General features: G+C 58.9%; 17 protein-coding genes. 11 read left to right on the top strand and 6 right to left on the bottom strand.

Annotation, left to right across the window (positions count from 1 at the left end; genetic code table 11):
- Positions 1 to 277: 277 nt before the first annotated feature.
- Both ACUNV4_RS05110 and ACUNV4_RS05115 read left to right on the top strand, forming a co-directional pair.
- Positions 278 to 2,479 carry an esterase-like activity of phytase family protein gene (locus tag ACUNV4_RS05110; RefSeq protein ID WP_430877431.1) on the top strand — a complete coding sequence of 734 codons (2,202 nt, stop codon included), beginning with the start codon at positions 278 to 280 and terminating at the stop codon, positions 2,477 to 2,479.
- Positions 2,480 to 3,019: 540 nt separating this feature from the next.
- Positions 3,020 to 3,409: a DUF1127 domain-containing protein gene (locus ACUNV4_RS05115; protein WP_430877432.1), complete on the top strand. Its 390-nt coding sequence runs from the start codon at positions 3,020 to 3,022 to the stop codon at positions 3,407 to 3,409.
- Between the two features lie 136 nt (positions 3,410 to 3,545).
- Here the strand turns inward: ACUNV4_RS05115 and ACUNV4_RS05120 are convergent, their stop codons facing one another.
- Genes ACUNV4_RS05120 through cysD form a run of 3 tightly spaced genes read right to left on the bottom strand, consistent with a single transcriptional unit; the run spans position 3,546 to position 7,291 of the window.
- Positions 3,546 to 4,472, bottom strand: a complete 927-nt coding sequence (locus tag ACUNV4_RS05120) for a nucleoside hydrolase (protein WP_430877433.1) — start codon at positions 4,470 to 4,472, stop codon at positions 3,546 to 3,548.
- 18 nt (positions 4,473 to 4,490) lie between these two features.
- Positions 4,491 to 6,407: a sulfate adenylyltransferase subunit CysN gene (gene cysN / locus ACUNV4_RS05125; protein ID WP_430877434.1), complete on the bottom strand. Its 1,917-nt coding sequence runs from the start codon at positions 6,405 to 6,407 to the stop codon at positions 4,491 to 4,493.
- A complete protein-coding gene (gene cysD, locus ACUNV4_RS05130; RefSeq protein WP_430878283.1) occupies positions 6,407 to 7,291 on the bottom strand; it encodes a sulfate adenylyltransferase subunit CysD in 885 nt (294 codons plus the stop codon). The genes cysN and cysD overlap by 1 nt, the downstream gene beginning before the upstream one ends.
- A 1,267-nt stretch (positions 7,292 to 8,558) precedes the next feature.
- On the opposite strand from cysD, the gene miaB reads away from it, so the two are divergent.
- From miaB to lnt, 5 genes are read left to right on the top strand one after another with little or no spacing between them, the layout of a single operon-like run.
- The gene (gene miaB, locus ACUNV4_RS05135) at positions 8,559 to 9,917 is read left to right on the top strand and encodes a tRNA (N6-isopentenyl adenosine(37)-C2)-methylthiotransferase MiaB (RefSeq protein ID WP_430877435.1); all 1,359 of its coding nucleotides are present in this window, start codon (positions 8,559 to 8,561) and stop codon (positions 9,915 to 9,917) included.
- Entirely contained in the window at positions 9,905 to 10,870 is a 966-nt protein-coding gene (locus ACUNV4_RS05140) for a PhoH family protein (RefSeq protein WP_430877436.1), read from the top strand. The genes miaB and ACUNV4_RS05140 overlap by 13 nt, the downstream gene beginning before the upstream one ends.
- Positions 10,863 to 11,489, top strand: coding sequence for an rRNA maturation RNase YbeY (gene ybeY / locus ACUNV4_RS05145; RefSeq protein ID WP_430877437.1), 627 nt, complete (start codon positions 10,863 to 10,865; stop codon positions 11,487 to 11,489). The genes ACUNV4_RS05140 and ybeY overlap by 8 nt, the downstream gene beginning before the upstream one ends.
- A complete protein-coding gene (locus ACUNV4_RS05150) occupies positions 11,486 to 12,334 on the top strand; it encodes an HlyC/CorC family transporter (protein WP_430877438.1) in 849 nt (282 codons plus the stop codon). The genes ybeY and ACUNV4_RS05150 overlap by 4 nt, the downstream gene beginning before the upstream one ends.
- 13 nt (positions 12,335 to 12,347) lie before the next feature.
- Positions 12,348 to 13,850, top strand: a complete 1,503-nt coding sequence (gene lnt / locus ACUNV4_RS05155) for an apolipoprotein N-acyltransferase (protein ID WP_430877439.1) — start codon at positions 12,348 to 12,350, stop codon at positions 13,848 to 13,850.
- Between the two features lie 16 nt (positions 13,851 to 13,866).
- Here lnt and ACUNV4_RS05160 read toward each other — a convergent pair whose 3' ends face one another.
- Positions 13,867 to 14,010, bottom strand: coding sequence for a hypothetical protein (locus ACUNV4_RS05160; RefSeq protein ID WP_430877440.1), 144 nt, complete (start codon positions 14,008 to 14,010; stop codon positions 13,867 to 13,869).
- Positions 14,011 to 14,132: 122 nt separating this feature from the next.
- Between ACUNV4_RS05160 and gcvT the strand changes: the two genes are divergently transcribed.
- From gcvT to ACUNV4_RS05180, 4 genes are all read left to right on the top strand, one after another.
- A complete protein-coding gene (gcvT, locus tag ACUNV4_RS05165; protein ID WP_430877441.1) occupies positions 14,133 to 15,212 on the top strand; it encodes a glycine cleavage system aminomethyltransferase GcvT in 1,080 nt (359 codons plus the stop codon).
- Positions 15,213 to 15,249: 37 nt separating this feature from the next.
- On the top strand, positions 15,250 to 15,639 hold the full coding sequence (gene gcvH / locus ACUNV4_RS05170; RefSeq protein ID WP_430877442.1) for a glycine cleavage system protein GcvH: 390 nt from the start codon (positions 15,250 to 15,252) through the stop codon (positions 15,637 to 15,639).
- Positions 15,640 to 15,703: 64 nt separating this feature from the next.
- Entirely contained in the window at positions 15,704 to 18,598 is a 2,895-nt protein-coding gene (gcvP, locus tag ACUNV4_RS05175; RefSeq protein WP_430877443.1) for an aminomethyl-transferring glycine dehydrogenase, read from the top strand.
- Between the two features lie 198 nt (positions 18,599 to 18,796).
- Positions 18,797 to 19,345 carry a porin family protein gene (locus ACUNV4_RS05180; RefSeq protein WP_430877444.1) on the top strand — a complete coding sequence of 183 codons (549 nt, stop codon included), beginning with the start codon at positions 18,797 to 18,799 and terminating at the stop codon, positions 19,343 to 19,345.
- Between the two features lie 75 nt (positions 19,346 to 19,420).
- Here ACUNV4_RS05180 and ACUNV4_RS05185 read toward each other — a convergent pair whose 3' ends face one another.
- A complete protein-coding gene (locus ACUNV4_RS05185; protein ID WP_430877445.1) occupies positions 19,421 to 21,409 on the bottom strand; it encodes an integrin alpha in 1,989 nt (662 codons plus the stop codon).
- A 186-nt stretch (positions 21,410 to 21,595) separates the two neighbouring features.
- Positions 21,596 to 22,771 carry a M20 aminoacylase family protein gene (locus tag ACUNV4_RS05190; RefSeq protein WP_430877446.1) on the bottom strand — a complete coding sequence of 392 codons (1,176 nt, stop codon included), beginning with the start codon at positions 22,769 to 22,771 and terminating at the stop codon, positions 21,596 to 21,598.
- Between the last annotated feature and the right edge of the window lie 8 nt (positions 22,772 to 22,779).

The raw sequence follows: 22,779 nt of genomic DNA on the forward strand, positions 1-22,779 counted from the left end.
GGAGTCACGGAGTCACGGAGTCACGGAGTCACGGAGTCACGGAGTCACGGAGTCACGGAGTCACGGAGTCACGGAGTCACGGAGTCACCGGGGCAAAGGGGAGAAAGGGGAGAAAGGGGAGACTGTCCGAGCACCAGAAAGGAGAGGCCTTATTCGAGAAAGACACCGTTTACATATACGCGTTGAATTCAACGGACTTATTCACGCTGATGTCACTTCAGAGCGTTGTAATCGAGAGTTGATCGATTCCAGACACCCGTAAAAGGAACCCGTTTCAATGTCCCACTGTTACAGAAAGCCGCTGACTTTCATGATCAGCAGCCTGTTGCTCGGTCTCACGAATACCCATGCCGCTGCTGATGATTTCGGACGAGTGGCCAGTTTCCCGGTCGCTGCCAACCTGCCGGTGGATGCTGCTGCGGATCAGGAAACCTCCGCCGAAATCATCAGTGCGTCCGACGATGGCCTGACGCTTGTCTATACCGACAGCCCGCTGGGTGGTATCGGTTTCATCGATGTATCCGATGCGACTTCGCCTGAACCCGGTGGTTTCCTGCCCTTGCAGGGTGAGCCGACATCGGTTGTCATGGCAGGTCGTCATGCGCTGGTTGGCGTGAACACCTCAGTCAGCTATGTGGAGCCGTCCGGCAAACTGGTCATGATTGACGTGGCGTCCAGAGCCATCGTCAGTGAGTGTGATCTGGGCGGGCAGCCTGATTCGGTTGCCTTGTCGCATGACGGCTCTCTGCTGGCTGTTGCCATCGAGAACGAGCGTGACGAGGACCTGAACGAAGGTGCATTGCCTCAGTTGCCTGCCGGATACGTCAGTATCTTACCCTTGCTCGAGAATGCCATCGATTGCAGTGCGTCGCGACAGGTGACACTGACCGGGCTGGAGATGGAAGGGGCCGATGATCCGGAACCCGAGTTCGTCGATTTCAATGAGCAGAGCGAGCTGGTTGTCACGCTGCAGGAAAACAATCATCTGGTCGTGATCGACGCATCGAGTGGCAGCATCCTGAGCGACTTCTCCGCAGGTCATGTAGACCTGAACGGTGTTGATGTCGAGGAGGAGTTTGCCTTCGACTTCACCGGGCAGCAGGTAGAGAGGGCCAGAGAGCCGGATGCGGTGAAATGGCTGGATAGCGAGCGCTTTGTCACAGCCAATGAAGGGGACTACAAGGGTGGATCCCGCGGGTTCACGATTTTCGACAAACATGGCGCAGTGCTGTACGACAGTGGCCTGGATCTGGAGTACCGTGCCATCCAGGCCGGACATTACCCGGAGAAGCGTAGCGCCAACAAGGGGATCGAACCCGAAGGCCTGGAAGTGGCCACCTTCGATGGAGAGCGCTATCTGTTCGTGCTGGCCGAACGTGCCGGCCTTGTAGGTGTCTACCGCGACACTGGAGCGGCGCCGGAGTTTGTCCAGCTCCTGCCTACCGGAATTGCGCCGGAGGGGGCTGTCGCCATTCCATCACGGGGTCTGCTGGTGGTGGCCAACGAGGCTGATCTGATCGCCGATGGCGGGCCACGTTCTCATGTGATGCTGTACGAACGCAATGAGACCGCAGCAAGCTATCCGACACTGGTGTCTTCCTTGAAGGATGGCAAGCCGATGGGATGGGGAGCGTTGTCAGGTCTGGCCGCCGATCCGGTCATGCCCGGTATCCTGTATGCAGTCACGGACAGCTTCTATGCCATGCAACCGCAGTTGCTGACCATTGACGCGACGTCACAACCCGCACGAATCACGGATGCGACGACCATCACGCGTGGTGGTCGTGCGGCCCAGCTGCTGGATCTGGAAGGAGTGAGCAGCGATGGCGAGGGTGGGTTCTGGCTGGCGTCCGAAGGTCGCAGTGATCGCCTGATTCCGCATGCGCTCTACCACATCAATGCCGATGGGGAAATTCAGCAGCAGATACCGTTTCCTGCGGAGTTGCTGGCCAGCGAAAAGCGTTTTGCCAGCGAAGGCATCACACTGATTGACCGAACCTTGTGGGTCGCCATTCAGCGGAGTTGGTCGGATGACCCCGATGGTACGGTCAAATTGCTGGCCTATGACCTGGATGAGGAGAGCTGGGGCGCGGTACGCTACCCTCTGGACAGCACGGACCGTGGTTGGGTAGGGCTTTCGGAGATCACGTTTCACAAGGACCGTGTCTTTATCGTGGAGCGAGACAACCAGATAGCTGACAATGCGAGAATCAAGCGCCTGTACCAGGTTGCCCTCAGTGATCTGCAACCGGCTCAGCTGGGCGATGATCTGCCACTGGTGGAAAAGACACTGGCCCATGACTTTCTGCCGGATCTGCAGGCAAGCGGTGGCTACGTACTCGACAAGGTCGAAGGTTTCGCCATAGACGTTGCCGGGCAGGCCTTTGCCGTGACGGATAACGATGGTGTCGACGACAGCAGTGGAGAGTCGCAATTCTTCGCTGTGGACCTGTCGAGTCAGCTGTCCAGCGTCGAATGATGGATTTCCTCCGACTCTTCCTGGTTGCCATTGGTGCCTCGAAGAGTCGGGGATGAGGTCATCTGGTGGTGCCGAGTAGAGGGTGCCGGGTAAAGGGTGCCGTAGTGGTGCCGTAGTGGTGCCGTAGTGGTGCCGTTGTGGTGGGATCTGAGATACCGGTCGGGTTTCTCCAAGTCACTCACAGCCTGTTCCTTGGGGTCACAGGAATCATATGACAGGTCATCGAATGTTGTTGCGATGCAACAATTATTTGCTGTGTTTGTCAATAAGACAGAAAGGTAGTTGTTTTAATTCGGAATGCACTGAAAAGAGGCGAAAAAAATACACTCAGCCCTGATATGACGCGCTCTCCAGCGTAACGGTAAGTTTGCTTATGACGCAGCGCAACAGAAGTAATGCCCGAAGTTTGCTGTTGCATTGATGCTCTTTGACGACATAATAAGCACCAGAAGCGGTTATTGATGAATCACGTAACCCCTATACCGCATCCCACCGACAAGCATGTGCTTGTCGGTAACTACGTTTGGAGAGTAAGCAAGCATGAGTATTTTCAACAAGATCAAGAACGCATTTGTCATGGCCTCGGAGCACAACGGCAAGGTAAGGGCTCGCCAGGAATTGCTGCGAATGAGTGATCGACAACTGGCCGATTTCGGTTTTTCCCGCGAATTGCTGCTCGACGGTGTCTCTGCATGGCCATGGCGTGCAGAAAGCGATGAGCAGGTAGCTGTCCAGTCATCTGTCAATGGTAGCGCTGTCAGGCCGTCGCATGCCCGTCAGGAGATCAAGCAGGCGATCAACGAACTGAGTTCCTACTCTGATCGAGAACTGGCTGAGCTCGGCGTGACTCGTCACAGTATCGAAGAAGCGGTTCGTTACGGTCGTCCTGCCGTGGAAGGCGTGTTCGATTCCAGCAAGCACGCAGCGTGATTTGTGGTATTGCATGAGGCGACCTGGGTGTCGCCTCATGCCTGTGCAGTTCCAGGGATGGATTCACGGTGCCAGTCCCGGCCCGTCATTCAGGGTAAGCAGCAAAGCGACAGTCTGTTCCGGCGCTTGTTGCGCTTTACCGTAAGGCTCGAAGCAGTTCCTGTTTCCAGCGGGCGTTGTCGATAGCGAAGCAGACCGTTGCGTTGGCCGCCTTGCCCATGACCTTGTTGACATCGACCACGCTCATGCCTCTCGTCATTTCGCCATGAGTTTCGATATCCACATAAAGGCTTTCAGCCTTCGTGACGATTTCCGGATACAGAGCCACCGCCATGGCAACCGGATCGGCCAGTGCCAGGCCTGTCTGGCCTTGCAGTGAGCGAACAGCTTGTAGTGCGGTGCGATTGCTGTCGATGGCCAACCGGGCTCGGTCGTTATCGAGCGCAAGTATGTCCTGTATCTCCTGATCATCGAGTGTGGCATCACCACAGCTCAATTCCCAGCCCACAAGCGTCAGGTTCATGCCTGAGTGCATCACGCGACGTGCCGCCTCCGGGTCGCACCAGAAGTTGTATTCTGCTGCCGGGGTGACATTTCCCAGCGTGGCAGCAGCGCCACCCATGACATAGCAGTGCCTGACCCATTGTGCCAGTTGCGGATTGATGGCCAGCGCTGTTGCAATATTCGTGAGTGGGCCGAGCGTGACGAGATCGATTTCTCCGGGCGCAGCGCCGAATCGCTCCAGCAGGGCAGTCACGGCATGTCCTTGCAGTGGCTGGGCATGGGGCGCGGGGTAGTTCTGGTCACTCATGCCGTCCTGTCCGTGAAACCATTCGGCAGTGCTTGGTTCTCGCTGCAGGGGGCGATCACAACCTTCGTGAACAGGCACGTCTGCCTGGCATAACTGCAAGGTGTAGCGTGCATTGCGGCTACCCTGAGCCAACGTGACATTGCCTGCCACGATGGTCAGGGCCTCTACCTGAACATCATCTGCGGCGACTGCCATCATGATCGCTACTGCATCGTCCGATGCTGTATCCGTGTCGATGATCAGTCGCCGCATGTCACTCCAGTCTTTACTCTATTCCGGGGCGCTCAAGATACCACGACGTCGCAGTTCGGCGATGACTCGCTCGGCCGCCTGCTCGGCACTCAGGGTCGAGGTGTCGATCATGATCTCCGGATTCTCGGGTGCTTCATACGGTGAATCGATGCCGGTGAAGTTGCTCAGTTCACCACGACGCGCCTTCTTGTAGAGTCCTTTCGGGTCACGGTCCTCGGCGATTTTCAGCGGAGTATCGACATGAACCTCGATGAATTCGTCTTCCTTGACCAGCGAGCGAGCCAGGGCGCGCTCCGACCTGAACGGTGAGATGAAGGCAGTCAGGACAATCAGGCCCGAATCCACCATCAGTCCGGCCACTTCACCGATACGGCGAATGTTCTCGACCCGGTCTGCATCGGTAAAGCCCAGGTCGCGATTGAGACCATGGCGCACATTGTCACCGTCCAGCAGATAAGTGTGATGTCCCTTGGCCGTGAGTTGCTTTTCGACCAGGTTGGCGACAGTGGATTTGCCGGCGCCGGACAGGCCGGTGAACCAGACGACCGCCGGTTTCTGACCCTTCAGGCTGGCCCGCACGTTCTTGTCGACATCGGTTGCCTGCAGGTGGATGTTGTCGGCACGACGCAGCGAGAAATGCAGCATGCCGGCGCCCACAGTTGTATTGTTCATCCGGTCTATCAGGATGAAGCTGCCCATTTCCCGGTTGGTCTTGTAGGCATCGAAGGCCATGGGCTGGTCAGTGCTGATGTTGCAGACACCTATGGCGTTGAGCTGCAACTGTGTTGCCGCACTTTCTTCCAGTGTATTGACGTTGACCTGATGCTTGATGGTCGTGATCGTCGCATTGACAGTCTTGGTGCCCATCTTCAGCAGGTAGGGGCGACCAGGCAACAGAGGTTCGTCATGCATCCACACGATGGTGGTTTCGAACTGGTCGGCAATACTGGCTGGCTCATCGCCGGCCGAGATGACATCACCGCGTGAAGCATCCACTTCATCGGTCAGCGTCAAGGTGACCGACTGCCCTGAAACCGCCTCTTCCAGATCGCCGTCCATCGAGACGATGCGTGCGATCTGGCTCATGCGGCCTGAAGGCTGGATGCGAATCGGGTCTCCTGGCGCTACGCGCCCACCGACGATGGTGCCGGCGTAGCCGCGAAAATCCAGTGATGGACGGTTGACCCATTGCACCGGCATGCGGAAGGCACCTTGCTGACGGCGCTCGTTGTCGATCTTCACGGTTTCGAGCCATGACAGCAGAGTGGTGCCGTGATACCAGGGCATGTTGTTGCTGGGTTCGGTGATGTTGTCACCGGCCAGCGCCGACATGGGAATGGCCGTGATGTTCTCGATATCCAGTGCCTTGGCGAACTCGGCATACTCTTCGGTGATCGAGTCGAAAACCGATTCGTCGTAGTCCATCAGATCCATCTTGTTGACTGCCAGCACCACATTGCGGATGCCCAGCAACGACACCAGGTAGCTGTGGCGACGGGTCTGGGTCAACAGTCCGGCGCGCGCGTCGCACAGAATCACAGCCACATCAGCGGTGGAAGCGCCGGTCACCATGTTGCGCGTGTATTGCTCGTGTCCCGGTGTATCGGCCACGATGAACTTGCGGCTGTCTGTCGAAAAGAAGCGGTAGGCCACATCGATGGTAATGCCCTGCTCACGTTCGGCAGCCAGGCCATCAACCAGCAGGGCAAAGTCGATGTTCTTGCCCTGGGTACCCCATTTCTTCGAGTCGCTGGTCACCGTGTCGAGCTGATCTTCGAACAGGGTCTTGGATTCATACAGCAGGCGGCCGATCAGTGTGCTCTTGCCGTCGTCCACGCTGCCGCAGGTGATGAAGCGCAGCAGGCTCTTGTGTTCGTGTCGGTCGAGGTAGGCACTGATGTCATTGGCGATCAGCGCATCGGATTCAGCTTGCATCAGAAGTAACCCTCTTGCTTTTTCTTTTCCATGGAGGCGGCTGAATCGTGATCGATCATGCGGCCCTGACGTTCGGAGGTGCGCGTGAGCAGCATCTCCTGAATGATTTCCTCGAGCGTGGTGGCGGTCGATTCAACGGCGCCGGTCAGTGGGTAGCAGCCCAGAGTACGAAATCGTACATTGCGCATTTCGGGTACTTCGCCCGGCTGCATGGGCATGCGATCGTCATCGACCATGATCAAGGTGCCATCGCGTTTCACGACCGGACGTTCGGCCGCCAGATACAGTGGCACGATGGGAATGTTCTCGCGGTGGATGTACTGCCAGATGTCGAGTTCGGTCCAGTTGGAAATCGGGAACACACGAATTGATTCGTCAGGCTTCTTGCGCGCGTTGTACAGGCTCCACAGTTCAGGGCGCTGGTTCTTGGCATCCCAGCGGTGCTGCGCGCTGCGGAACGAGAACACACGTTCCTTGGCGCGGGACTTCTCCTCGTCGCGTCGCGCACCGCCGAAGGCGATATCGAAGCGGTGCTCATCCAGCGCCTGCTTCAGACCCTGTGTCTTCATGATGTCCGTGTGCAGTGCCGAGCCGTGCGTAAACGGGTTGACTTTCTGTGCCAGACCTTCCGGATTGATGTGAGTCAGCAGCTCCATCCCGTATTCCTTGACAATGGAGTCCCGGAACTCGTACATCGCCTTGAACTTCCAGCCGGTATCCACATGCAGCAGCGGGAATGGCGGCACGGCCGGGAAAAAGGCCTTGCGGGCCAGATGCAGCATGACGGCGCTGTCCTTGCCGATCGAGTAGAGCATGACCGGATTGTCGGCCTCGGCAACCACTTCGCGCATGATGTGGATGCTTTCGGCCTCCAGTCTCTGCAAGTGGGTGAGGGTGCGGGTCGAACTCGCCTTGCCACCGGACGGGGCAGGCGATGCAGCTGCTTGCTGGTCGCTGGGTGTTGTCATGGTTTGGTTCACCTGTAGAGTCAGGGGGAGAGGTCTGATTGAATGCGCCTGGGGTCGGGGCGGCGAGTGTTCGGCGCTTCCGCTTGAGTGGCTATTGCCCGATGTGCTGGTCACCGGTGTCTTGACTGAGGGTTTGCTGCCGAGCGAGACACCGCCGGCATTCACGGGTCGGTCACTGGGGGCCGTCACGATCAGAACCTCCGTGTTGCTTGTCTGCAGCCAGGGCGCCAGCAGACTGTCACGACGCAGGTGTTCGCCTGGCAATACCAGAGCGATGCCGTCCGGGTGTTCCTGGTTCAGTGCGGCACACAGGGACTGCAGGAAGTGCAGGTAATGGGGCGCTCGCGGTGTTCCGTCTGTCAGGCACCAGTAGGCGTGGCCGCGCAGGTCGTGGGCAAACAGTTGGCAGCGCGCCTCGTCCAGATTGCGGCTGCCTATCCAGAAAACGGGCGTGCCGCGACGACGAGCCCGCCGGCAGAAACGTTCATGGGCCGGGCGCCAGTCGGTGTTCTGCTTGTCCTGCATCAGTCGCCGATAGCGGCTGGCAGGCTGCAGGGACCACTTGTTGAGCCAGCTCAGGACGGTCGAACGGCTTACCTTGAGTGATCGGGATTCCAGCCACTGCGCAACGCGTTCGCTGCTCCAGGGTGCTATGGGGTGATGGCCGGTTTCCGGTCTCGAAGTTGCAGCATCGAGCAACTGCTGCTGCAATCTTGACAGTTCGGCCACGGCGCTGTCGGCTCGGGGCCGCCCGCGTGGTCCGACGTCCACTGCGTCCCAGCCGCCCTGATGATAGGCCTTGACGGCGGCAATGATGGTCGGAACGCTGAGGCCGACGGAATCACGCGTCTCGGCCAGAGTGCTGCCGGCAAGACGCAACGTCACGGCCTGACGCCGGAGGGCATTCAGAGTCGTAACGGATTGGCGGCTTGATTCCCGGGATGGCACGTTGTTCTAGCTATAAAAGTTTATGTTTCAAGTTATCGGCAAGTTTGCACCCTTCATGCCGTTAATTGTGTTTTTTAAAACTTTTATGGTTGCGCGAGTGTTACCCCTGAATGCCGGATATTGCCGATATTTCACGTGAGGCAGGCGACTGTTCCGTCAACAGTCCATATACGGAGCCAACGGCAGGTGGCCCAGGAGCGTATACTTGCTTCTTTTGGCGTTTTCCGTACATTTCATGACTCGAAAGGTATTCATCAAGACACACGGCTGTCAGATGAACGAATACGACTCGGCGAAGATGCTCGATGTGCTGGCTCAGGATGGGCCTGTCGAGGCCACTTCAGATCCTGCCGAAGCCGACATTCTGTTGCTCAACACTTGTTCCATTCGCGAAAAGGCGCAGGAGAAGGTCTTTTCCGAGCTCGGTCGCTGGCGCCCCCTGAAAGAGGCTCGTGACGGTGTGGTCATTGGTGTCGGTGGCTGTGTTGCCAGTCAGGAAGGGGATGCCATCAATCAACGTGCTCCCTATGTCGATGTGGTCTTCGGTCCACAGACACTGCATCGTTTGCCCGAACTGCTGGAAAAGAGCCGTAACGACAGACACTCCGTGGTGGATATCAGTTTCCCGGAAATCGAGAAATTCGATCGTCTGCCAGAGCCGCGCGCCGATGGACCGACTGCGTTCGTCTCCATCATCGAGGGTTGCAGCAAGTATTGCAGCTTCTGCGTGGTGCCTTATACACGCGGTGAGGAAATCAGTCGACCACTGGATGATGTCATCGATGAGGTGATGTCGCTGGCCGAGCAGGGTGTTCGCGAGATCCACCTGCTGGGTCAGAACGTCAACGCGTATCGGGGGCCGATGCATGAAGGTGGTACTGCCGATCTGGCCCTGCTGATTCGTTACGTTGCCGCTGTCGAAGGTGTGGAGCGCATTCGTTTCACGACTTCCCATCCGGTCGAGTTCAGTGACTCCCTGATCGAGGCCTATGCCACGGTGCCCGAACTGGTCAGTTTTCTGCATCTGCCGGTGCAGAGCGGTTCCGATCGCATCCTGGCCGCCATGAAGCGCGGTCACACGGCCATCGAATACAAGTCCAGAATTCGCAAGTTGATGCAGGCGCGTCCCGATCTGACCCTGTCATCGGACTTCATCGTCGGCTTCCCGGGAGAGACCGACAAGGACTTCGAGGACACCATGAAGCTGATCGAGACCATCGGCTTCGATCATTCCTACAGCTTCATCTACAGTGCCAGGCCCGGTACGCCGGCTGCTTCGCTGCAGGATGACACGCCCATGGCGGTGAAAAAGGAGCGTCTGGCACGTCTGCAGGCGCAGATCACCCGCCAGGCAGCAGCCATCAGCCAGAGCATGGTTGGTAGCGTTCAGCGTGTTCTGGTGGATCGTCCGGCCAGGAAGGATCCGCGCGAGATCAGTGGTCGCACCGAAAACAATCGGGTGGTGAACTTTGCCGGTGATGCGGGTCTGATCGGCAAGTTCGTGGATGTGCGCATTACCGAGGCGCTGCCCAATTCGCTGCGTGGTGAGTTTGTGGACGTGGCCGAGCCTGCGATTGCTGCATGTCAAAATTAGAGTTTCGCGTCGAACCGCCCGACAACGAGCGACTTGCGCGTTTGTGCGGGCAGTTCGATGAACACTTGAAACAGATCGAGAACAGACTCAATGTCTCGATCAGTAATCGCGGTGACCAGTTTTCGGTCGAAGGCGATCCAACTTCTGCTGACAGCGCCAGAGCGCTTATCGATCACCTCTACGACATGACTGAAAACGAATCGCTGGCGCCCGAAGAGGTGCATCTGTCCCTGCAGGAGTCCGGTCTGGCTTCCATGAAGGAGGCATCGGCGGCCCCGCGCAACAACACCATCATCAAGACGCGTCGCTCAACCATCCAGTGCCGCGGACCCCGGCAGATCGACTATGTGCAGAGCATCAAGGAGCGCGACCTGACCTTCGGTATCGGGCCTGCGGGAACCGGCAAGACGTTTCTGGCGGTCGCTTGTGCCGTGGAGGCGCTGGAGTCCGATCAGGTACAACGCCTGGTGCTGGTGCGACCGGCGGTGGAAGCGGGTGAAAGGCTGGGTTTTCTGCCGGGTGACATGATGCAGAAGGTCGACCCTTACTTGCGTCCGATCTACGATGCTTTGTACGAATTCATGGGAATCGAGCGGGTCGGCAAGCTGGTGGAACGCAACGTCATCGAGATTGCACCGCTGGCCTATATGCGTGGCCGCACGCTGAATCACTCCTGCATCATCATGGATGAGGCTCAGAACACGACGGTCGAGCAGATGAAGATGTTCCTGACTCGCATCGGCTTCGGCTCGAAGGCCATCGTGACCGGCGACATATCACAGGTGGATCTGCCGAAGCACCAATTGTCGGGTCTCAAGCATGTACAGCAAGTGCTCAAGGGCGTCGATGGTCTGGGATTTTGCGAATTCAACGCCTCGGACGTGGTGAGACACCCGCTGGTGCAGCGTATCGTGGCCGCCTACGAAGCCGTGGAGAAGGATGACGATGCCTGATTCCCAGTCAGACGCCGAGCCTCCGTCGACCCATGCACTGACCTTCACCACGATGGACGGTGAGGACGGCCTGCCGGGGTCCGAGACTCGGTTGCAGGTGCTGTTCGAACCCGGTGATGAGTCAGTGCCTGAAGGCCTGACGGAGACGTTCATGCAGGAATGCTGTCGGACTGCATTTGGTGAACAGTCCCTGCTGTCCCTGAAGGATGTTGCCGTTCTGGAGTTGTCGGTGCAGTTGCTGGATACGCAGGCCATGCGCGAGCTCAACCGGCAATACCGTCACAAGGATCGTCCGACCAACGTTCTGAGCTTTGCATCAGAACTGCCACTCATGCTGGATGAGCCCGATCCTGGTCCGCAAATGCCTGCTGGCGGCTTGCTGGTGCTGGGCGATTTGGTGCTGTGCGCTGCCGTGATCGCGGAAGAAGCACGGGAACAGGACAAACCTCTGTTGCATCACTGGGCGCACATGCTGGTCCATGGTTGCCTGCACCTGTGCGGTCATGACCATGAGGTGGAGGCGGAGGCGCAGTTGATGGAGGCCGCGGAAATTCGGATACTATCGGAACTCGGCATTCCGGACCCCTACGCAGTTGAAAACGCAGTGAACGGACAATGAGTGACGATACCCAGGATGGTAATTCAGGACGATCCCTGATGGATCGGCTGGTGCATGCCATCGGCGGCGAGCCGCGCGATCGCGATGAATTGCTGGAGCTGTTGCGCAATGCTCAGGCACGTGAAATTTTCGATGCCGATACCCTGCAGATGGTCGAAGGGGTATTTCAGGTAGTCGAGATGCGCGTGCGGGACATCATGATTCCGCGCGGCCAGATGGAAGTGGTGGAATACGATGCCACGCTGGAGGAGATCCATGCGGTGGTCATCGAGTCGGGACACTCACGCTTTCCGGTCATCAACGAGGACAAGGACAACGTGGTCGGGGTATTGCTGGCCAAGGATCTGCTGCGATTCTCCGGTGTGGACTCCAGCCAGCGGTTTCGTATCGACGACATCATGCGCACACCCACCTTCACGCCTGAAACCAAGCGCCTGAACGTACTGTTGAAGGAATTTCGCACGGCTCGCAATCACATGGCCATCGTGCTGGATGAATACGGTGGTGTGGGCGGACTGGTCACCATCGAGGATGTGCTGGAGGAGATCGTTGGCGAGATCGACGATGAGCATGACACCGAAGAGGATATGGATATTCGCGATCACGGCGACGGACGCTTCTCGGTACGTGCCTTGACGCCAATCGACGAGTTCAATGAGACACTGGGCACCAGTTTTGGTGACGAGGATTTCGACACCATCGGTGGCCTGCTGATGCAGCACATCGGGCATGTCCCCAAGGTTGGTGAAACCGCCGTCATCGAGGGATGCAAGTTCCGGGTACTCTCGGCAGACTCACGACGTCTGGAACTGCTGCAGGTCACGCCGCCAGTAACGGAAGAATGAACAAGCACTGATCATGTCCGCACTTCCTCGCTGGATCGCCGCCACGCTGGCAGTCTGCAGTGGCTTGCTGTTGCCGCTGGCATTCGCTCCGACACACTGGTGGCCTGTTGCCATCGTGACGCTGGCCCTGTTGTATGCGCTGTTGCAAGGGGTGAGTACACGCCAGGCTCTGTGGCTGGGCTGGTTGTTCGGACTGGGCTATTTCGGGATTGGTGTCCACTGGGTCTATTTCAGTCTGCATCTGTTCGGTGCTGCCATCGCGCCTATGGCCGCCGCCCTGACGCTGGCCTTCGTTCTGGTGATGACCGTGTTCCCGGCGTTGTGCTGCTGGTTGTGGGCGCGTTGGCGCCTGCCGGATTCCCCTGTCACCAATGCCGTGCTGTTCGCGGCAATGTGGGCCCTGTCAGAACTGCTGCGCGGCAAGGTCCTGGATGGATTTCCATGGATTCTGGTGGGTTACAGTCAGACCTCGGGTCCGATGGGCAGTCTGGCTCCCGTCATGGGGGTCTATGGCATCGGTTTTCTGGTGGTGTTGCTGGCTACCATGCTGGTGGTGCTGGCACTGGGTAGCTGGCGACAGCGCGCCGCATCTGCCGTCACCATGATTGCCGTTGCGCTGACTGCGACACTGTCTGCGGGTCTGAGCTTTTCCTCGCCGGTGGGCGAACCGCTGGCAGTGCGGATGGTTCAGGCCAATATTCCGCAGGAAATGAAGTTCTCTCCGGAGCGCCTTCGAACGGCCATCAGCCAGTACACCGGTATGACCAAACAGCCAGGGTGGCAGGACATCGATCTGGTGGTGTGGCCGGAAACCGCCATTCCAACATATTTCGACCGGGTCGACGCCGGCATGCGACCTTTCATCCAGTCCCTGGACGCCCGTGGCATCGATGTGCTCAGCGGAGGCTTTCAGCGCGACGGCGACAAGGTCTACAACGCTGTACGGCAGCTCGGCGGTGACAGAGCGCTTTACGAGAAGCGTCATCTGGTACCGTTCGGCGAGTACATGCCCTTGCGTTTCGTGCTGGATTTTGCCGCCAGGTTCATTGATATTCCCATGTCGGATCTGTCGGCAGGTAGTGGTCCGCATGAGCCGCTGTACCTGCAGGGCACGGCCGTGGGTGTGTCGATCTGTTACGAGGATGTCTATGGCGAAGAAATGCGCGCCTTGCTGCCCGCCTCGCAGATACTGGTCAATGTGTCCAACGATGCCTGGTTCGGCGATTCGGCAGCGCCGCACCAGCATGAGCAGAAGGCGCGCATGCGTGCCCGGGAATTTGCCAGGCCGCTGGTTCGTGTGACCAATACCGGGGTATCTTCGGCGATTGATCATCAGGGGAATATCCAGGGCCGGATCCAGCACGATGTGCAGGGTATTCTGGATGTACAGGTGCAGCCTCGAAGTGGTTTGACCCCCTACGCGCGTACTGGCAACTGGCCGGTCTTCGTCATCTGTCTGCTGCTGTGTCTGGGGGTATGGCAGGCTCGGCGAGCGGCGCATCGACAGAACCGCTGATCGTTGCCATTGATGCTCAGGGCACGACAACCTCGGTGTCCCAGGTACGCCGAGTCTCGGGCAGGGTGCCTGCGAATCCGATTCGATCGCGTGGCGGATGGCCAAAACCGGCCAGTCTGGTGAGAAAGCGTCTGCCCCGATGCAGTACAATTGCGATCACTCACGATTCGCCGTGTTGTTGATGACACGGGGATGGCGGCGTGTTGCAGAGCTGTCCGGAAACCCGGCCGACGTTTGCAGCCAATGCCCCATACTTTTCAAGCCGAGGTAAGCCAGACACTCATGAGCAAGCAAACACCCTTATATCAGGCACATCTGGACAATCTGGCCAAGATGGTCGACTTTGCCGGGTATTCTCTGCCGATCCATTATGGCTCGCAGATTGTCGAGCACAAGGCTGTGCGTGAGTCGGCTGGCATGTTCGATGTGTCTCACATGACCATCATCGATCTGCAGGGTGAGGTGATTCCCTGGCTGCGAACTCTGCTCACCAACGATGTTGCCAAGCTGTCGGACGGGCGCGCACTCTACACCTGCATGTGCAACGAGAAGGGCGGTGTCATCGATGACCTGATCGTCTATCGGCTCACCGAGAACCGCTTCCGTCTCATCGTCAATGCGGCTACTCGGGAAAAGGATCTTGCCTGGATGGAAGGACACAAGCCTGCCGATGTGGAACTGGTCGAAGTGCAGGATACGGCGCTCATCGCGGTACAGGGTCCGGATGCAGTGTGCAAGGCAAACGCTGCCTTTGCCGAACTGGGGCAGTCTGTCGATCTGATCTCCATGGATCGGCACAGCGCGCTTGTGCCGGGCGACTGGTTTGTCGGTCGTACCGGTTACACCGGTGAAGACGGTGTCGAGATTGCCCTGCCGGCGGACAAGGCGACGGAATTGTGGAAGGCCCTGCTGGCTCAGGAAGTTCAGCCTGCGGGACTGGGCGCACGCGATACCCTGCGACTGGAAGCCGGCCTGTGCCTGTATGGCCAGGATCTCGATGAAGACCATACCCCGGCCGAGTCCGGTGTCGGATTCACCATCGACATCAAGGATGACGACCGTGAGTTCATCGGCCGCGAAGTGCTGGAAGATCATCGCCTGTTCGGCGGCCGTTTCGTGCAGATCGGCATCATCCTGGATGGGCGTGGAGTATTGCGCCACGGGCAGGTGGTCGAACGTGTCGGTCGCCCCATCGGCTCGGTCACGTCGGGAACCTTCAGCCCGACTCGGGAAGTGTCGATTGCTCTGGCCCGGGTCGACAAGACTTTTCTGGGCGGTTGTGACGTCAGGATCCGTGACCGGCTCATCGGCGCACATATCACTTCCGTACCATTCGTGCCTCACGGGCAAGCCCGCGAGTAGAATAAACCTGTCCAACCAACTCCAAGAGAACAATCGTATGGAAATTCCCGGCGATCTGAAATTTGCACCGTCCCACGAATGGGTCCGGGTCGAAGATGATGGCACCCTGACGGTCGGCATCAGTGGTCATGCGCAAGAGCAACTGGGCGATCTGGTGTTCGTGGAAACTCCGGAAATCGACCTGGTCTGCGACGCGGAAGAAGGCATTGCCGTGGTCGAATCCGTCAAGGCGGCGTCCGATATCTATGCCCCCGTGGCCGGCAAGGTGGTGGATACCAACCCCGAGCTTGCCGATAATCCGGAGCTGGTGAACTCCGACCCCTATGGCGCAGGCTGGTTGTTCAAGCTGCAACCGGAAGAGGTTGCCGATGTCGATAATCTGATGGATCCGGATTCCTACGCGGCCTACATCGAGTCCGAGGAGTAAACCTCGACCGCCGTGCCAGCGTAATACCCCCCGATACCCTTCAAACGCATTCAGAAATGACAGCATGAGCGAGCACACAGAGTTTGTTTCCAGACAGTTTGCGAACCGGCACATCGGCCCCCGCCGAGACGATGTCGCCCGCATGCTGGACACCATTGGCGAACACTCTCTGGATGCTCTGGTTGCCAGGGTCATCCCGGAATCCATCCGGCACCTGCAGCCACTGACGCTGGATGAGGGAATCGATGAGCCGGCCGCTCTGGCCGAATTGGCGGAACTGGCCGGCAGGAACCGGCTGCTGACCAGTCTGATCGGGCAGGGCTACAGCGACTGTCATACACCTGCCGTGATCGCTCGCAATGTGTTCGAGAATCCGGCGTGGTACACCGCCTACACACCGTATCAGCCGGAGATTGCTCAGGGTCGACTGGAAGTGCTGTTCAACTTCCAGACCCTGATTGCCGAACTGACTGCCATGCCGATCGCCAATGCCTCTTTGCTGGATGAGGGCACGGCGGCGGCCGAAGCGATGAGCATGGCCCACCGGGGACTGCGTGGCAAACGCAATACCATCGTGGCGTCTGCGGATTGCCATCCGCAGACGCTGGATGTGATGCGCACCCGTGCCGAACCACTGGGCATACAGGTCAAGGTGTTGCCCGTGGCCGACATCAGCGATGCACTGGCGGCCGAGCCCGATGATACCTTTGCGATTCTCGTGCAATACCCGGGAACCTCGGGGGAAGCATCCGTGCCGGAGGCGGCAGTGGCTGCGGCAAAGCAGGCCGGTGCTCTGGTCATTGTCGCTGCAGATCTGCTGGCCCTGACTCTGTTGTCGCCGCCCGGAGAGTGGGGTGCCGATATCGTCGTTGGCAGCGCACAACGCTTTGGCGTGCCCATGGGCTTTGGTGGTCCGCACGCCGCCTTCATGTCGACCACGGATGCCTACAAGCGAAATCTGCCCGGACGGCTTGTCGGGCAATCTCTGACCGTCGACGGGCAACCGGCGTATCGTCTGGCTCTGCAGACCCGGGAACAGCATATTCGGCGGGAAAAGGCGACCTCCAACATCTGTACCGCACAGGCATTGCTGGCCATCATGGCCACCCTGTACGCCTGTTATCACGGACCGAAAGGTCTCAGACGCATCGCCACTCAGGTACGCCAACATGCCGACACACTGGCCGCAATGCTCAAACAGCAGGGGCTGGCACTGTCGCACGACAGCTGGTTCGACACGCTGTGCGTGCGCACTGATAATGCGGAGTCATGTCGCCAGCGACTGGAAGAGGCCGGTTACAACGCGCGAGTCCTGAACAGTTCCAGTCTCTGCCTGGCGCTGGATGAGACCACCACGGAGGAGCAATTGCCTCAGATCGTGGCCGCCATTGTCGGCAAGGCGCAGAACGCGGTGCCCTTGTCCAGTGCCACGGTAGCTGAACGTGACGAGAGCAAGGACCGTCCTGCAGATTATCTGACGCAGGCCTGTTTCAACGACTTTCGTTCCGAGACCGAAATGATGCGCTATCTGCGGCGCCTGGCATCCAGGGATATTGCGCTCGATCAGGCGATGATCCCGTTGGGGTCCTGCACCATGAAACTCAACGCCGCTGCCGAGATGATGCCCCTGTCCTGGCCTGAATTCTCTCGCATGCATCCGTTTGCACCTGCCAGTCAGAGCGAGGGTTATCGCGAGATGATCAGGCAGCTGGAGGCCATGTTGTGCGCCTGCACTGGCTACGATGCCATGTCCCTGCAGCCCAATGCCGGCAGTCAGGGTGAGTATGCGGGTCTGCTGGCCATTCGCGGTTACCACGACAGTCGCGGCGACACACAGAGAACGGTCTGCCTGATTCCAAGCTCTGCGCACGGCACCAATCCGGCCAGTGCACAGATGGCCGGTATGCAGGTCGTGGTGGTCAAATGCGATAGCGCCGGCAATATCGATGTCGACGATCTGCAGGTGAAACTCGACAAGCACGGGGACAAGGTCGCAGCGATCATGATCACCTACCCGTCGACTCACGGTGTCTTCGAATCCGGTGTCATCGATGTGTGTGAACGTGTACATGCTGCTGGTGGGCAGGTCTACATCGATGGTGCCAACCTGAATGCGATGGTGGGAACGGCACAACCAGGCAAGTTCGGTGGCGATGTGTCGCATCTCAACCTGCATAAGACCTTCTGCATTCCGCACGGTGGCGGTGGACCGGGTGTCGGTCCCATCGGTGTGGGTGAGCACCTGAAACCCTGGCTACCGGGGCACGGGGAGCTGGACAACACCCGTGGGGCCGTCAGTGCGGCGCCCTACGGCAGTGCCATGATCCTGCCCATCACCTGGATGTACATTCGCATGATGGGACCGGAGGGATTGCGGCAGGCCACGGAAATCGCCATTCTGAATGCCAATTACATTGCAGCCCGACTCTCCGGTGTCTATCCGATTCTGTACCGCGGTGAAGGAGGGTATGTGGCGCATGAGTGCATTCTGGATACCCGGGCCCTGAAATCCGAAGCGGGTATCACGGTGGATGATATCGCCAAGCGTCTCATGGACTACGGATTCCATGCGCCCACCATGTCATTCCCGGTAGCCGGCACTCTGATGGTCGAACCGACCGAAAGCGAGTCTCTGGCAGAGATCGATCGGTTCTGCGATGCGATGCTGAAGATTCATTCCGAAGCCATGAAGGTGAAGGACGGTACCTGGCCAGCTGAAGACAATCCACTGCTGAACGCACCGCATACTGCCAGTGAACTGGTGGCGGATGACTGGACACATCCCTATACGCGCGCGGAAGCGGTCTATCCGGGAGGCGTCGAGCAACAGCAGAGCAAGTATTGGCCACCGGTACAGCGCATCGACAACGTCTATGGGGACAAGCACCTGATCTGCTCCTGTCCACCGCTGAGCAGCTACGAGGCCGAGGAAGGCGAAGCGGCTGTGGGTGCCGCCTGAGCAAGGTTCAGTCGTTGATCGACGCGATGCATGACGTCGATCCTGCCCCTTCGAACAAGCGTCGCAGGAGCACACTGTCACTGGCGCACCGATAGGCCTTTGCGGGTCAACGCTTTGTTGCACTGAGCCGTATTCATTCAGAATCGGTTCAGCGCAACCGGGCTAGTCTGCTGATTCCTAGAAACCGGGATCATCGCAATGGCGCGATTTGACAAGAACTCACGAAATACAAGGGGCCGGGCGGCCATGCTGACCTTGCTGGCAGGTCTGGCGGTGAGCGGAGTGGCTCAGGCAGGCGGCTATATCGGGCTGGACGGTTCATCACTGAACATCGAGAGTGATCTGGATGATGAACTGAATCCGGGCGGAATCCGGCTGCGACTGGGCATGCCGGTGGCTCCCATGCTCGATGTCGAACTGCATCTGGGCGGTGGTAGTGAATCGCAAACCACGGCAGCGGATCGGCTCACGGCGGTGTACATGGGAGCCTTTGTCAAAGGGTATCTGCCTGTCGGTCGGCACAGTGCCTTCTACGTTCTGGGCGGCTTGTCCGCCGTGGATTACACGCAGACGATCGATCGTCGAGATTTCTCCGATGAACGTTCCGGGTTTTCCTACGGCTTCGGCCTCGAGACCGAGTTATCGCGACGTCTGGATCTGTCAGCGGACTATGTGCGCTACGTCAGTGACGATGGACCGTTCTCCGAGTTGTCCAGTGTCAGTCTGGGGGTCAAGCTTTATTTCTGATGCAGGCTTGGGGGCAGACTTCGTTTCTGATGCAAGCTGGGGGTCAGACTTCATTCTTGAGGCAGGGTCGGATGCTCACCGAGCCTGCTTGTAGCTACCCCTGTTTCTGCGCATCGTGGTCATCAGCAACAGCAACAAGGGCAGGCCGAATGCAGCGCCGCCGCCAGTGACGACAGCGCCGTTGTTGTCGGTATCACCGCCGGTAGTGCTGGTCGGTGGTGAATCCGTATCGCTGCCGCCCCCCGTTGCATCATCGCCGTCGTTGCCACCGTCTGTACCGGTCGACCCACCCGTGGTGCCGCCGGTATCGCCGCTGTCTGCATCGGGTCTGGCGGGTGGCGCATCATTGAATGGATGCGGTGCCTGGTAGCCAGGTGTCAGTGGGTTGGTCGGGTCGGTGGGTGTGCCGGGAGGCAGGGGCTCCGGGCCGGTCGGGTCGGCGCGCTCGTTGAAGGCCAGGGGTTCCGCTTCGCTGCCCAGGCTCAGTGCAGCAGCAGGAAATCCCGTCGAAGGCGTGCCGGGTGAGGCCGGCGAGGCGGCTGCCGCCATGGCATTGCCGGTGTCCTTGCCATAGAAGACATAAGTCTCTCCCTGACCGGATGCTCCCATCATCACATCGTCCCGACCGTCTGCATTGAAGTCACCGGCAGAGGCTACGGACACGGCGTAGTAGTCCACGGTCCCTGTGCCATTGATCCGAAAGCCGTTGCTGCCGTCCAGGTCAGACAGATTCAGGCGAGCCGGAAACGCCGCTTCGGAACCGAACACGAAATAGGCCTGGCCCACCCCTTTGCGACGAGGGTTGATGATGGTGTGTGGGGCGCCGATGAGCAGGTCATCGATGCCATCACCGTTGATGTCTCCGGCAGCGTCCAGATCGGCGCCAGCCATGTCGCCCCAGATGGCCTGACCTTCCTCGATGGGAATGACACCGCCACGAATGCCTCGTATGACGAGACCATTGATGCCGTTCAGATCGTCTTCGACCACGGTCGCGACACCCTCGAAATGACCTCCGAACAGCACATGGGTTTCTCCCGGGTAATCGCTGGGTACGCCGAAGGGCCCCTTGCCGGGAGCACCAATGGCAATATCATCGATGCCATCGTGATTGATATCACCAATACCACCAACGGCGGCACCAGCCACGTCCTGAATGTTGCTGCCCTTGAACAGCATGCCATTGCCACCGTCGAGATCGGCCAGACTCAATGCTGCCGGAAAATCGTCGCCACCCAGAACCAGATAGGCGGCCCCGGCTTCGGCCTTGCCATCGGTGGTCTGATAGGGGGCACCGATAAGGACATCATCGAAGCCATCGTGATTGAAATCTCCGGCTCCGGCAACATGAAGGCCGCTGCGATCCTCGGCACTGACGCCGATGATGGCAAAACCGTTGCTGCCATCGAGTGCTGCAGGCGACAAGGTGGCAGGCAGGCCGTTACGACTACCGAATATGACGTAGCTGACTCCGGCACCGTTCAGTCCATTGGGCGAGGCATTGGCGTTGCCGACAATGAAGTCGTCGAGGCCGTCGCCATTGACGTCACCGGCTCGCTTCAGATCGGTGGCGGCGGACCCGAATACGAATCCATTGCTGCCATCCAGACTGGCAACGTCGAAAGTACGTGAGAATCCCTCATCAGAACCGTAGATGACGCGTGTGCCTGTCAGTGAACCGACCGCGATGTCATCCAGGCCGTCACCGTTGATATCGCCGATTCCGGCCAGTACCGAGTCGAATTCTTCGTCATTGAGAATGACAAAGCCACTGGTGCCGTCCAGTTGCTGTCCATTGAGGACGCCATTGTTGCCTCGCGTAGGACCGAAGATCACGCGAATGCCGCCTACCCCAGCACCGACCAGTATGTCTTCGAGATTGTCGCCGTTGACATCGCCTGCTCGATCAACCGGCCCGCCGCGGTCAATGGTGAGCTGGTCATCTGCCCCCAGGCGAAAATTCTCGATGATCGGGTCGTAGCCTTGCGCATGGGCGACTCGAAAGGCAGCCATCAGTGTGATCAGCCCGAGAGTGACGAGCAGGATGATTTGTCGTGATTGCATTGAGGAACTTCCCTGCGGGGCCATGTAGGTCGATACAGGCATGGAGAATAGACTCACACCGATGCGGAAGTGTAGCTTTCTGTGTCGCGAGGTTGTCAGGAAGGTTGTTGAAAGGTGAGCGGGTAGACAGACCTTGCCATCGGCGGAAGGTTACGGTCATGACAGGGCCGAGTCGGAGGGCCTCGTTCAGGCACTGCTCGACGCCAATCGACGCTTCACCAGGTTGACCCAGTAGGCGGCACCCGTCGCCAGTACATCGTCGTTGAAGCGGTAGGTCGGGCTGTGCAGCACGCAGCCGGGGTCAGGCAGACCTGTACCCAGCCAGATGAAGCATCCGGGTTTTTCCCCCAGCATGAAAGAGAAATCCTCGGACGCCATCGACGGCGGTTCCTCGGCCAGTGCCTCGGTTCCCGTGGTATCTCTGGCAGCCAGCAAGGCTGTCGCCGTTTCCTGCGATGTGTTGACGGTAGCCGGATATCGGCGATCGTAATGCAGCCTGACGTCCAGCGCGAAGCTGCGGGCGATACCATTGCAGATCTCCAGTATCCGTTGTTCGATCAGATCCTGGGTGGCCGCACTCAGATGGCGCGTACAACCGCGCAGCACGGCATGCGAGGGCAATACATTCCAGGTATCACCTCCGTGCATTTCGGTCACCGAGACAACGCCGGCATCGAGTGGGTCCAGTGATCTGGACACGATGGTCTGCAGCTGCATCTGCAGGTTGGCGGCGGCCGAGAGCACATCCTGTCCTCTGTGCGGCATGGCGGCATGAGCTCCCTGGCCGCGTAATGTGATCTCGAAGACGTCAAAGGCAGCCATCTGGGGACCGACCCGTGCGGCAAAACTCCCGGTCTGCAGGCCAGGCCAGTTGTGCAGGCCGTAGACTTCGTCGATGTCAAAATCCCGGAACAGGCCGTCCTCGATCATGGCGCGTGCGCCGGCTTCACCTTCCTCGGCGGGCTGAAAGACAAAATGGATCTTGCCGGTCGGGCCACCGTGTTCCTGCAGATAGCGTGCAGCGGCGAGCAACATGGTCATGTGTCCATCATGACCACAGGCATGCATGATGCCGTCTTTCGTGGAGGCATAGGGGACGTCGGCTTCTTCCTGTATGGGCAGGGCATCCATATCGGTGCGCAGAGCGATGCAAGGGCCATCACCCCGGTCCAGTGTGGCCACGATGCCTGTACCGCCGATACCACGCGCCGGCTGATAGCCAAAGGCCTGCAGGTGCTCGGCGAGGAAATCGGCCGTACGATATTCCCGGTAGGCCAGCTCCGGGTGACGATGCAACTCATGGCGCCAGGATTCCATTTCCGGTCGCAATTCGTTGAAATAGTCATTGATTGTGGAATTCATCGATACAT

The sequence above is a fragment of the Granulosicoccus sp. 3-233 genome (assembly GCF_052681095.1).